Here is a 12,297-nt window from a genome sequence, read left to right as displayed (position 1 = left end):
GGGGTTTTTCTTTTTGCCACTATAGAATAGAAAAACCGTTAGCATCATGTATGCTAACGGCTTGAATCTTAATAAAATACTTTATCTAGATTATATTTTGCGCGGAATGTGTTAATCGCATATGTTTCGTAAATTTCACGTTCCATTGGATCATCAATTTCATACACTTCGATTTTGAAAATTTCATCACGGTATTTTTTCATTGGTGATACATTATCTTCAAAATGCTTTTTAATACGTTGGCGAATTTTACGTGCTTTCCCTACAAATAATAGCTCATTTTTTTCATTATAAAATAAGAAAATGCCACCTTTTTCGCGAGTGATTTTATGGAAATCAATAAAACCGTGGAAAGGCGTAATTTCTACATCCCCTGGTTTTAATACTTGCTCACGTTGACGAATTACTAAGTCTGGTTTTGGGAGTTCAATTTTAATCAAAATATTCACGTTCCTCTCTGTTACTAAAGGTATATGTTAACATAATACCTCTATGATTGCCATTACGATTTATTGGTTCCATTAATTTTCGTGTATGCCTATTAGAATTGGGACTGGCTGTCAAAAATATAACTTGATAGTAGTGTTTAACAATTCATAAGCTTCCATTCGTTTAAATACAAAATATTCTATGTATTATTGAAATTCTTAATTGTTCATGATACAATTCTTTTTAATTGAATAATCTTATCAAGAGAAGCTGAGGGATTTGGCCCTATGACGCTTCAGCAACCTCTAACATTGTTAGAAAGGTGCTAATTCCACCAAAGGATTTTTCCTTTGAGAGATAAGAGTGAACGTGATAATTATCCTTCTCATTCTTGCTCTTATGGAATGAGGGGGATTTTTTAATTTACATAGAGAGAAAAAAATGAAAGAAAAGGGGACAACAATATGCCAATTAATATTCCGAAAAACTTACCAGCTGGAGAACATTTACGTGAGGAAAAAATATTCGTCATGGAAGAAGATCGTGCCAAAACACAACAAATTCGTCCGTTAAATATTTTAATATTTAATTTAATGCCGGAAAAAGAGAAAACAGAATTACAATTACTTCGATTGCTTGGAAATACGCCATTACAAGTCAATATAACATTTTTAAATACGGCAACACACGAGTCTAAAAATGTTAGTAAATCGCATTTACAACTCTTTTATTCAACATTTAACGAGATACGCCATCGTCGCTTTGACGGGATGATTATTACGGGTGCACCAGTGGAAAAAATGGCATTTGAAGAAGTGAATTATTGGGAAGAAATCTCAGAGATAATGGATTGGTCTGCTAAAAATGTCACATCTGTCTTGCATATCTGTTGGGGTGCACAGGCTGCCTTATATCATCACTATGGCATCGGAAAATTTGAATTACCAGAAAAGTGTTCGGGTGTATATTCACATGTGATTACGGATTTAACGGTCGATTTAGTAAGAGGATTTAGTGATTTATTTACAGCACCACATTCGCGGTATACTTCTGTTTCAATCGAAGAAGTACGCAATCATCCGGAATTACGTTTACTATCGTATTCAGAAGATGCAGGCGTTTTTATTGTCCAATCAAAAGATAATAAAAATATTATGATTACTGGGCACTTAGAATACGATGCGACAACACTAGCCGATGAATATAGTCGCGATGTGGCAAAAGGAATCGACATTGCAGTGCCTGTTAACTATTTCCCAAATGATGACCCTGCTAAAGAACCTATTAATACATGGCGAGCACATACCCATTTATTATTCTCCAATTGGCTAAACTACTATGTTTATCAAGAAACGCCGTATGAATGGGATTTTGTTGATGAAATTGAATACCATATCTAATTTGTCGCTTTCCATTTGCTTTTGTGAAGATTTAAAAAATCCAATTTCTCAATCGAAATACTGAGAAATTGGATTTTTTATGTTGTTTCACTTGAGTTCAATGTACTTTGGTCAGTTTGTTGATTTGAACAATCACCGGCTGTTTTGCTTTTTATCTTTCGCATTTTTGCAATGACAAGTAATAAGAGGGCTAACAAGACAGTGAATAAGCCTGAATACAGCGGCCAAATTTTTTGATTATAATTATTAGAATGCACAATATTCGGATGAACAATTTGAGACAACGCAATCATGCACATTCCTAATGGCAAAATCAATGGTCGTGGATCTTTAATATTTAGGATTTGTGCTATACCTATTACAGAAGCATAAAAATAGAGAAAAGTTCGAATATAGATGGAGATAATCCACATGACAGCCATAACAATTTCAACACGTTGAAAGAAATTGCCTATAGAAATCCGTTGAGCCAGTGCATAGCTAGGAAATGACTCAATGGAAGTATTCGTTGGACCAATTACGAGTGTTGAGAGGGCGATAATGATAATTAATACAATTCCTCCGCAGAGCGTGCCGAAATAAAATCCTTTTTGTGCTGCTTTCGGTATATTGACAGCAGAAGGGAAAATCATAAGTAACATAACGAGCGGGAATGAAAAAATACTCATAAATTTAAGAATACCGGTTATTAAAGATGTTGTCTTTGTTTCAAAAATAGGTTGGATATTTTCAATATTAATTTGAGGCGAAATACAAACAAGAAATACAATAAATATAAATAGAAATATAGGAAATAGGATTTCTGCTGACCGTGCAAACACTTCAATGCCTAGAAACGATGCAAAAACAAGAATAATGGTAAATAATACAGCAAAGGACAAAGTAGGTGTCTCGGGCATTACTTCTGTTTGCATAAAGATGCCAATAAAATATAACAATTCACTAGCTGAAAAAAATGCGAGAGTGATAAACCCTAGAGAGGTCAAAGTTCCAAAAAATTTACCTAAAATTTTTCCATTTGCTTCGACAAACGTAAGGTGCGGTGTTTGAGTTCCAAGGCTTGTATACAATTTTACAATTAAAAAGCTTAATAAGACGCCAATAGTTGCGCCAATCCATGCATCTTGATGAAGCTGCTTTGTAATGCTCGCTGGCACAATTAATATGGCCGTCCCGATAGAATGGAGAAGGGTAATGATTGTAAATTGTCTGGCACTAAGTAATTGTTTTTCCATTAGTCACTACCCTTTCTAGTCATTCTTATTAAAAAAATGATAATAACATTTTCCTAATAGGTGTAAAAATAAATGTAATAAAATCTAATGGGCTAGGGATATTTATTTTTAAACCAATGGCGATATTTAAAATGGCGCCTATAAACAATAAAATAGAAAAGGCGAATATTGTTTTTTTTTCGCCTTTTTTCAACAATGGGGGAATCATAATATAAGCAATCATCAACGAAACAAGTATGACGATCATGCTAATAAACATCGTGAGTTACTCCTTTGAATTGTACAATAATGAGTTTTGGATTGTTCCTAATCCTTGGGTTGTGACCTGTACATGAATCGTAACAGGTACAGTTGGATAAAGTGTTGACCATTCTTTATGAATCTTTTCCCACTTTTTCGGATCGCTGCGATGGAGTGCCTCGCTAAAACCTAATAAATCGAGCTTATAATTTTTCTGAATAATAGCTAAAGTTTTTTCTGTATGTGCTTTTATCTTTTCTGCTGTCTTTTTGTCGATCTGTTGAATGGTGTGGTTTTGGGTTAAATTAATGGCACAATTCACTTCACCAATATTTTGCGTAACATCAATTTTTATTGTGATGTGCGGCGTACCATTTTTGAAAGTCCCTTTAATTTTGGAGGACGAACTCGTAATTTCAGTGGATAACTCTCCACCTTTAGGGCACGCGAGAACTTCTACTGTACTTTTAATTTTGTTATTCAAGTAATTAAAATAAATACTGTCATCTTCTGATAATAACCCGACTAATTTATCCTCTTTAAACATAGCGATACCCGCATATTTTAAAATAACAGGTGTTTTAATTCTTTCTACATTGGTTTGGTCAATCCCTAATTGCAAATCTCCTTGTATCTCAACTGCTGATAAAACGGCACTTTTTTCTTTACCACTAAGGGTGTTGAGCAATTCATCTGTGCGAACAGATAAGGTTGAGCCCCATGATTTTTCCGACACTTTGATCGAATTTAATAATTTATTGGCGGGCATTTTTTCAATGGGTGTTAAGACATTCAGCACTTCTTTTGCCGCTGTTTTATGAGATACTACAAGATCAAAGTCGTTTCTAAATTCATGATCTCTTGCAATAAAATCTAGTGGTTCGTTTAAGCCTGCCTCTGCTAATTCTTCACCTATTACGACAATTTGCAAATGAGCAAAATAAGGTTTCCGAGGTGTTAACGTTGTCATTCTTCTAATGGCCTCAAACACACTTTTTCCTTTAGCATGGTAGGTAACAACGGGTGCGCGTCCACTGGATGGTTGCTTTGAAGAAATTTGACTCGGATCTACTACTTGAATGGAAACTTCAAAATCCTCATCGACCTTATCGATACCTAGTGCCACGACGATTGCTAATTCGTTTAATTCTCGCTTACTCCAGCAACCACTCAATAATAAAGTGAGGATTAAGAATAACAAAATCATCTTTCTGTTTGACATGATGGATTCCTCATTTGCACTTTAATGTTTAGTTCTTTTTTTCGTGATATTGTTGTTCTCGAACATTATTTTTTTGACTAACCAATCGCGGTCTTGTCAATAACTTTCTGCGTGGGAACAAGACCATCGCATCTTTTTGGTCTTTTACAATTAATGGCCCGAATGGACTCATATATGGTACACCAAAAGATCTTAAACTACATAAATGAAGGATAATCATCATAATGCCGAACATCACCCCAAATAAACCAAAAATCGCAGCTAATATCATAAGAGGGAAGCGTAGGACACGAATCGTATTTGATAAGCCGTAAGAAGGAAACAGGAAACTACAAATGGCTGTTAATGCCACGATAATGACCATCACCGCGGATACTACGCCAGCTTCCACGGCAGCTTGTCCTATTACTAACGTACCGACAATGGATACGGCTGGACCAATCGTTCTTGGCATCCGTAGACCTGCCTCTCGCAATATTTCAAAGGCAACTTCCATAATTAGTGCTTCAACGACGGCGGGGAAGGGCACGCCTTCTCGCTGTGAAGCGATACTAATAAGCATTGGCGTCGGAAGCATTTCTTGATGAAAGGTCGTAATAGCCACATATAAAGAAGGCATAATTAATGCAAGCGAAATACCAAAAAAACGTAAAAGGCGGATTAGGGAACTAATAATCCAATTTTGGTAATAATCTTCTGCAGCCTGTAAAAAGGATGTAAATACGACAGGGACGGTTAACACAAGAGGTGTTCCATCCACTAATATCGCAATTCGACCTTCTAATAATTCACCGGCAATAACATCTGGCCGTTCTGTATTATAAATCATTGGAAATATGGAATATTTCGAGTCCTGAATAAAATCCTCAATATAGCCGGTTTCTAATACACCATCAATTTTAATTCGATCTAGTCGGTCAAGCACCTCTTGTACAATTTTGTCATTGGCTATGCCATTGATATACATAACAGCTACATCTGTTTGGGTTACCTCTCCTATGACCCGAGATTTTATCCAAAGATTAGGGCTTTTTATTTTGCGACGAATGAGTGCTGTGTTGGTCCGCAATGTTTCAGTAAAAGATTCGCGGGGCCCTCTAATCACAGATTCTGTTTGTGGCTCGGTGACGGCTCGATCTTTTGCGTTTTTAGTATCTGTTCCAATTGCCACGGATTGCCCTTCTAATAAAATGACGGTCTCACCATTTAAAATGGACGTAAATAATGCGGTAAAATCAAAAAGATCTTTTACATCACCTACCGCTAAACAATGTTTTTTCATATAGTCATTTATGTTGTCAATTTTATTTTCCGGTTCGTTGTCAATTTCAAGCAGTAGATTTTCAAGTATAAAATCCGTAATAACAGTTTTGTCAGAAATACCATCAATGTTGATAATGGCGATAGATAAACAATCAAGTTTGTCGATAATAATTTCACGAATAATCACATCATTACTATGACCAAGTGCTTCTTTGATTGTAAAAATATTTTCTGAAAGCGAAGTGTGCAGTAAATTCGTTAATGGCTGTTGGGAGGTATTGTTGTTTTCTGAAACGGGCATTTATATTCCTCCTCAGAGTATAGATTGACTAGTATGAGGATGGTCAATTTTGCGGAGAGCTAAACCAAAACAAGTCAACTTAAGATGGTTTAGTTTTGAAATAAAAAAACAGCATTTCCTTTCAATAGCGAAAGGAAATACTGTGTTATTTTTTATAGTCATACTTTAATTCGTGAAGTTGTTCGTCTACATCAACGTGTAAGGTATAATCGTTAAAAAACCATAAATCTTTTTCGTCAATATAGTATGTGACATCGTCTACTACAGTTTGAACGCCTATCTCAATCGGTTCTTCACGTGTCATCCCTAGGGAAAAACCTTCATGAAATGGACTTGAGCCGCCATATCTAGCATAAAAGCGAATTGAATCACCTTTTTCGACTTCCATTTCATTTTTAAACCATTGTAAAGCTTGCGCTGTCAGTGCGATATTCATGCGAGAACTCCTTTCATTTTTAAAGCCATTTAACTTTTGGCTCCGTGCCATTTTTAATGCGCGAAATATTTGCTCGGTGTCGATAAATGATAAAGGTAAATAAAAAGGCTACTAAAATCCCTAATGCAAAGTCGCCTGTCACAAAATAATAGATTATCGAATAAATTAATGCGACGAGTGCCGCAATCATGGATGTGAGGCTGACAATTTTCGTGAGCTTTAATGTTACGATAAAAGTGATGAATAGTAAAATGAATAGAGGCCAAGAATAGCCTAGAAGGACGCCAGCTGAAGTAGCAACCGCTTTACCGCCACGGAAATTTGCAAAGATTGGGAACATATGTCCAATGACCGCAACAAGCCCTAAAATAAGTGAGTGGATCGTGACATCAGCAAATACTGGTAGCGTCACTAGTAACACGGCTGCTGTTCCTTTTAAAACATCCATCACCGTCACCACTAAACCCGCTTTTTTTCCTAATATACGGAAAGTATTGGTAGCCCCTAAATTGCCACTACCATGCTCGCGAATATCTGTTTTGTAAAATATTTTGCCAATCCATAACCCAGAAGGTATAGAGCCGATGAGATAGGCACATAAAATAATAAGTCCGTTTAACATAGGTGGACTCCTTTCATCCAAATAATAACACTTGGTACTAATAGTTTGTAACAAGTATTTTACACTTTTTCTCTTTAATCTACAATGATATGAAGGAGATTTCATCATGAGCCTTGAATTCAATACAAAAGGAAATAGTACTTCATGATTTCAAAAGTCACAGGCTTATGATAGCTTATGTACGGTTATTCGGAACTAGTATTGTATTAATACCTAAGTGCTTTCTTAAAATATAGGTAAAATGGCAATTTTGTCAATCATACATTCCTTTGGTAGAATAGAAGTCTATCTTTAATTTCTCTTGTGAAGCTATTAAAAATCATCACTCAACAGAAAACGCCTACCGATGATGTTTTGGTAGGCTGTAATGTTAAGTAATTAGAAGGCGTTCAATGCTCGCTTTAGTGAAGATAGCGCCTCTACAGTTGTCGTGGATTTTTGTTTGGTCGTACAAGGCAGTAAGCTTAAAATAAGTGCCGTCATTCATGACAGCAGCCTGCCCTTGATTGGCCTCTAAACAAAGTTCATAGAAGCAATTACGTTGTAGCGTAATTAAAAAAATATATATCTGTCACTAGCTATTGACAGGAAATGCTATTATTATTAGGATGAGAACGTAATCAGAACATGCGTTTGTTTTTTGGAGGGGAATCTTTTGGCGAATAAACAGTCACCTAGCGTCTATAATGATGACGCAATTCAAGTATTAGAAGGATTAGAAGCGGTACGAAAGCGACCCGGCATGTATATCGGTTCCACAGATGGCAGAGGACTTCATCACCTTGTATATGAAATCGTAGATAATGCGGTGGATGAAGCACTTGCTGGCTTTGGTTCTCATATCATTGTCACAATTCATAAAGATCAAAGTTTAAGCGTTCGCGATTTTGGACGTGGAATGCCAACAGGTATGCATAAAATGGGCAAACCTACCCCTGAAATTATTTTCACAGTCTTACATGCAGGTGGTAAATTTGGACAAGGAGGCTATAAAACGAGTGGCGGCTTACACGGTGTTGGCTCATCCGTTGTTAATGCCTTATCGACATTTTTAGAAGTGACGATTCATCGCGATGGCAAAAAATATAAACAGCGTTTTGAAAACGGTGGACATCCTGTGACGACTTTAGAAGAAATCGGACAGACAAAGCAAACAGGCACACTTGTACATTTCCTGCCAGATGACACGATCTTTTCCGTCACAAAATTTAATTATGATACACTGGCAGAACGTTTACGTGAGTCTGCATTTTTATTAAAAGGATTAAAAATTGAGTTAATTGATCAACGCGAGGAAGGCAAAGGTGATGTTTTCTTTTACGAAAACGGCATTGAAGCTTTCGTTGCGTATTTGAATGAGGAAAAAGATGTTCTTCATCCTGTCAAATATGTAGAGGGTGAGCAAGACGATATCGAAGTTGAATTTGCCTTCCAATTCAACGATGGTTATTCAGAAACAATCTTATCGTTTGTAAACAACGTCCGTACACGTGATGGTGGTACGCATGAAACCGGTGCAAAAGCTGCCTTGACAAGAGTTTTCAATGAATATGCACGGAAAATAGGATTACTAAAAGATAAAGATAAAAATCTTGAAGGGACAGATATTCGCGAAGGTTTAGCAGCAATTGTTTCTGTCCGTATTCCTGAACATTTACTACAATTTGAGGGGCAAACGAAAGGAAAGCTCGGTACAAGTGAAGCGCGTTCGGTAGTCGATAGTGTTGTCTCTGAACAAGTTTTATATGTGCTAGAAGAAAATGCGGAATTGTCTGCATCGCTTGTGCGAAAAGCGATTCGTGCGCAACAAGTACGTGAAGCGGCGCGAAAAGCACGCGAAGATGCTCGTAACGGGAAGAAAAGTAAAAAAGGAAGTACGATTCTTTCAGGAAAGCTAACACCTGCACAATCTCGCAATGCTGCGAAAAACGAATTATATTTAGTCGAAGGTGATTCTGCTGGCGGTTCAGCGAAACAAGGGCGAGATCGTACGTTTCAGGCGATTTTACCGTTGCGCGGTAAAGTCATTAATACCGAAAAAGCGAAGCTCCAAGATATTATGAAAAACGAGGAGATTTCCACAATTATTCATGCTATTGGTGCAGGAGTTGGAGCGGATTTCTCAGTAGAAGATTCAGCCTACGATAAAGTTGTCATTATGACCGATGCTGATACGGATGGCGCACATATTCAGGTGCTCCTATTAACATTCTTCTATCGTTATATGCGCCCATTAATTGAGGCTGGTAAAGTATTTATTGCGTTACCACCACTTTATAAAGTATCAAAGGGTGTAGGGAAAAAAGAGGTCATTGAATATGCTTGGACCGAAAATGATTTACAAAAAGCCATTAAAAAAGTGGGGAAAGGCTATATCCTACAACGTTATAAAGGACTTGGTGAGATGAATGCTGACCAACTGTGGGATACAACGATGAACCCTGAGACACGGACGTTAATTCGTGTCACGATTGAAGATGGGGCACGTGCTGAGCGTCGCGTGACAACGTTAATGGGCGATAAGGTAGAGCCGCGCCGTAAATGGATCGAAGCAAATGTTAACTTCGGCATGGAGGATGATTCGAACATTTTAGACAATGAATTCATCCAACAAGAGGAGGACCAAGCATGAGTAGTACGGAAAAGTTTCAAGATTTACCATTAGAAGAAGTAATGGGAGACCGTTTTGGTCGTTATAGTAAGTATATTATTCAAGACCGAGCGTTGCCAGATGCGCGCGACGGTCTTAAACCTGTACAGCGACGTATTTTATTTGCGATGTATACAGAAGGCAATACGAACGATAAACCGTTCCGTAAGTCTGCCAAAACGGTCGGGAATGTAATCGGTAACTATCATCCACACGGTGATAGTTCGGTATATGAAGCGATGGTGCGAATGAGTCAAGATTGGAAAGCGCGCCATATGCTGATTGAAATGCACGGAAATAATGGTTCTGTTGATGGAGATCCACCTGCTGCGATGCGTTATACAGAAGCAAGATTGTCAGCAATTGCAGCTGAAATGTTACGTGATATCGGTAAAAAGACAGTGGAGTTTGTACCGAATTTTGATGATCAGGATATGGAGCCAACAGTATTGCCTGCTCGCTTCCCGAATTTGCTTGTCAACGGGTCGACAGGAATATCTGCTGGTTATGCCACAGATATTCCCCCACATGCACTTGATGAGGTGTTAGATGCCGTTTTAATGCGTTTAGATCAACCGAATTCGACTGTCGATGAGCTAATGACGGTGATTAAAGGCCCTGACTTCCCAACAGGAGGGATTATTCAAGGTGTCGATGGTATTAAAAAGGCATATGAAACTGGACGCGGTAAAATTATTGTTCGAGCTCAAGCAGCCATTGAACCATTAAAAGGTGGGAAAGAGCAAATCGTTATTACAGAGTTACCTTATGATGTGAATAAGGCAAATCTTGTAAAGAAAATTGATGAACAACGCGTCGATAAACGCCTGGAAGGCATTGCAGAAATTCGAGATGAATCAGACCGTACTGGTTTACGTGTCGTGATTGAGTTAAAAAAAGACGTGCCAGCACAGGGCATTTTAAATTACTTATTTAAAACTACTGATTTGCAAGTAGCCTATAACTTTAATATGATTGCGATCCATAATCGTCGTCCAACGATGATGACATTGCCACTGCTACTTGATGCGTACATAGCCCATCAAAAAGAAGTGGTGACAAACCGCTCCATTTATGATTTACAAAAGGCAAAAGACCGTTCTCATATTGTTGATGGCTTGATTAAAGCACTGTCGATTTTAGATGAAGTAATTGCAACAATTCGTTCATCGAATGATAAGCGCGACGCAAAAACAAATTTACAGGTGAAATTTGACTTTACTGAAGTGCAATCGGAGGCGATTGTGAGCTTACAATTATACCGTTTAACGAATACGGATATTACAGAGCTACGTCGTGAACAAGATGAGTTAAATGCACTGATTGCGAAACTAGAAGGTATTTTGCATAGCGGGGCGAAACTTGTACGTGTCATTAAACAAGAATTACTCGACATTAAAAAACGTTTTTATGAACCACGCCGTTCGAAAATCGAACAAGAGATTGAAGAAATTAAAATTACGTTAGACGTGCTTGTTCCAAGTGAAGATGTTGTGGTCACAGTGACGAAGGATGGCTATATTAAGCGCACATCCACACGTTCGCATGCAGCATCTAATGGACAAGATTTTGCCATGAAAGACTCCGATTATTTACTGTATGAGGCAACGTTAAATACCCAGCATCATCTGTTGTTGTTCACAAATCGTGGGAATTATATTTATCAGCCTGTACATGAATTGCCGGATATTCGTTGGAAAGATCTTGGTCAGCATATCTCAAGTATAGTGCCAACAGGGGAAGATGAAACAATTATTGCGGTCTATGGTTTTGATTCCTTTGAACAGCCAAACACCTATATTTTAACCGCTACAAAGGAAGGGCAAATTAAGCGCTCGCCACTGCCAGATTATGCAGTAACACGTTATTCGAAGCCGATTAAGACGATGAATGTCAAATCAGGCGATGAAATGATCATGGCGGATATTGTTTCAGACGAGGCAGAGCTGTTATTGATTACTGATACAGCCTACGCTATCCGCTTCCCAATTGAAGAACTTCCTGTCACAGGTGTTAAAACGGGTGGCGTGAAAGGTATCACGTTAAAAGATGGGGAAGTACTTGTTGGTGTAACAATATTAAAGCCGTCTGATACAGAGTATGTCGTGATTGTTACCCAACGAGGTGCTGTGAAGAAGATGAATGTCGCTGAAGTCGATATGGCAAGTAGAGCAAAACGTGGTTTAAAAGTGTTAACCGAATTAAAAGCCAATCCACATCGTATTGTTGCGGTAGTAAAAGCAAGTGATCAGGAGCAAGTCATTGTTGAAACAGAAAAAGGCGTAAAAGAAATCATTGATGTCAAAGGTTTAACGCGCGCAGATCGCCATTCGAATGGCTCCTTTAAAATAGATATCGCTACAGACGGTACCATTTCTCATGTAATGAAAATGAAAAAAGAAGAGGAATAATTTATTATGCCCATGTTCTTATACAGAACTGGGCTTTTTTCATCTAGCAAAATGCTTTGGAAAACGAATTACTAATTAGAAAGAAGTT

10 protein-coding genes and 1 riboswitch are annotated in these 12,297 nt (G+C 37.7%); of the genes, 3 read left to right on the top strand and 7 right to left on the bottom strand.

Annotation, left to right across the window (positions count from 1 at the left end):
- Positions 1 to 68: 68 nt before the first annotated feature.
- Entirely contained in the window at positions 69 to 440 is a 372-nt protein-coding gene (locus FC748_RS06995) for a nucleotide excision repair endonuclease (RefSeq protein ID WP_024361792.1), read from the bottom strand.
- A gap of 243 nt (positions 441 to 683) precedes the next feature.
- Positions 684 to 793: riboswitch (SAM riboswitch) on the top strand.
- 100 nt (positions 794 to 893) lie between these two features.
- Here FC748_RS06995 and metA point away from each other — a divergent pair.
- Positions 894 to 1,829 carry a homoserine O-acetyltransferase MetA gene (metA, locus tag FC748_RS06990; protein ID WP_024361791.1) on the top strand — a complete coding sequence of 312 codons (936 nt, stop codon included), beginning with the start codon at positions 894 to 896 and terminating at the stop codon, positions 1,827 to 1,829.
- Between the two features lie 77 nt (positions 1,830 to 1,906).
- On the opposite strand, the gene FC748_RS06985 is transcribed toward metA, so the two are convergent.
- The 6 genes from FC748_RS06985 to plsY form a co-directional block, all read right to left on the bottom strand.
- Complete coding sequence (locus FC748_RS06985; protein ID WP_108030855.1) at positions 1,907 to 3,064, bottom strand: GerAB/ArcD/ProY family transporter; 1,158 nt, start codon at positions 3,062 to 3,064, stop codon at positions 1,907 to 1,909.
- A 28-nt stretch (positions 3,065 to 3,092) separates the two neighbouring features.
- Positions 3,093 to 3,323 carry a hypothetical protein gene (locus tag FC748_RS06980; RefSeq protein ID WP_024361789.1) on the bottom strand — a complete coding sequence of 77 codons (231 nt, stop codon included), beginning with the start codon at positions 3,321 to 3,323 and terminating at the stop codon, positions 3,093 to 3,095.
- Between the two features lie 6 nt (positions 3,324 to 3,329).
- Positions 3,330 to 4,526 (bottom strand): Ger(x)C family spore germination protein, encoded by a 1,197-nt coding sequence (locus tag FC748_RS06975; protein ID WP_024361788.1) that lies wholly within the window; start codon positions 4,524 to 4,526, stop codon positions 3,330 to 3,332.
- Between the two features lie 28 nt (positions 4,527 to 4,554).
- Complete coding sequence (locus FC748_RS06970; protein WP_025219467.1) at positions 4,555 to 6,090, bottom strand: spore germination protein; 1,536 nt, start codon at positions 6,088 to 6,090, stop codon at positions 4,555 to 4,557.
- 145 nt (positions 6,091 to 6,235) lie between these two features.
- Entirely contained in the window at positions 6,236 to 6,526 is a 291-nt protein-coding gene (locus tag FC748_RS06965) for a HesB/YadR/YfhF family protein (protein WP_024361786.1), read from the bottom strand.
- A 19-nt stretch (positions 6,527 to 6,545) separates the two neighbouring features.
- A complete protein-coding gene (gene plsY / locus FC748_RS06960) occupies positions 6,546 to 7,148 on the bottom strand; it encodes a glycerol-3-phosphate 1-O-acyltransferase PlsY (RefSeq protein WP_024361785.1) in 603 nt (200 codons plus the stop codon).
- A gap of 655 nt (positions 7,149 to 7,803) precedes the next feature.
- Here plsY and parE point away from each other — a divergent pair.
- Positions 7,804 to 9,780 carry a DNA topoisomerase IV subunit B gene (gene parE / locus FC748_RS06955; protein WP_024361784.1) on the top strand — a complete coding sequence of 659 codons (1,977 nt, stop codon included), beginning with the start codon at positions 7,804 to 7,806 and terminating at the stop codon, positions 9,778 to 9,780.
- Complete coding sequence (gene parC / locus FC748_RS06950; RefSeq protein WP_108030854.1) at positions 9,777 to 12,209, top strand: DNA topoisomerase IV subunit A; 2,433 nt, start codon at positions 9,777 to 9,779, stop codon at positions 12,207 to 12,209. The genes parE and parC overlap by 4 nt, the downstream gene beginning before the upstream one ends.
- Positions 12,210 to 12,297: the final 88 nt, after the last annotated feature.

Source organism: Lysinibacillus sphaericus (genome assembly GCF_005217585.1).
In the GTDB taxonomy this organism is placed as follows: Bacteria; Bacillota; Bacilli; order Bacillales_A; family Planococcaceae; genus Lysinibacillus; species Lysinibacillus sphaericus.
Note: the sequence above shows the minus strand (reverse complement) of the source record. Positions and strands in the feature narration are given on the sequence as shown.

Bases quoted from the DNA above. Each gene is read 5' to 3' on its own strand.
- plsY (WP_024361785.1), bottom strand. From the start codon at position 7,148: ATGTTAAACGGACTTATTATTTTATGTGCCTATCTCATCGGCTCTATA.
- parC (WP_108030854.1), top strand. From the start codon at position 9,777: ATGAGTAGTACGGAAAAGTTTCAAGATTTACCATTAGAAGAAGTAATG.
- FC748_RS06970 (WP_025219467.1), bottom strand. From the start codon at position 6,090: ATGCCCGTTTCAGAAAACAACAATACCTCCCAACAGCCATTAACGAAT.
- FC748_RS06980 (WP_024361789.1), bottom strand. From the start codon at position 3,323: ATGTTTATTAGCATGATCGTCATACTTGTTTCGTTGATGATTGCTTAT.
- metA (WP_024361791.1), top strand. From the start codon at position 894: ATGCCAATTAATATTCCGAAAAACTTACCAGCTGGAGAACATTTACGT.
- FC748_RS06985 (WP_108030855.1), bottom strand. From the start codon at position 3,064: ATGGAAAAACAATTACTTAGTGCCAGACAATTTACAATCATTACCCTT.
- FC748_RS06975 (WP_024361788.1), bottom strand. From the start codon at position 4,526: ATGTCAAACAGAAAGATGATTTTGTTATTCTTAATCCTCACTTTATTA.
- FC748_RS06965 (WP_024361786.1), bottom strand. From the start codon at position 6,526: ATGAATATCGCACTGACAGCGCAAGCTTTACAATGGTTTAAAAATGAA.